Source organism: Salmonella sp. SAL4457 (genome assembly GCF_046548235.1).
In the GTDB taxonomy this organism is placed as follows: Bacteria; Pseudomonadota; Gammaproteobacteria; order Enterobacterales; family Enterobacteriaceae; genus Salmonella; species Salmonella enterica.
This window is the reverse complement of sequence record NZ_JBGDZO010001118.1, coordinates 1-245: the sequence shown is the minus strand read 5'-3', so window position 1 is coordinate 245 and position 245 is coordinate 1. Positions and strand designations below refer to the sequence as shown.

At 63.3% G+C, this 245-nt stretch carries 1 pseudogene; it reads left to right on the top strand.

Annotated features, from left to right (window positions below):
• Positions 1-245, top strand: a pseudogene (locus ACLJNW_RS27660) (cytochrome c oxidase subunit II); the annotation flags it as partial.

Here is a 245-nt window from a genome sequence, read left to right as displayed (position 1 = left end):
CCTCTGGACGGTGGTGCCGTTCGTGATCCTGGTGGTGATGGCGGTGCCCGCCACCCGCACCCTGATCCACATCTACGACACTTCCGAGCCGGAGCTGGACGTGCAGGTCACCGGCTACCAGTGGAAGTGGCAGTACAAGTACCTGGGCCAGGACGTCGAGTACTTCAGCAACCTGGCCACCCCGCAGGATCAGATCCACAACCGGCAGGCGAAGGACGAGCATTACCTGCTGGAGGTGGACGAGC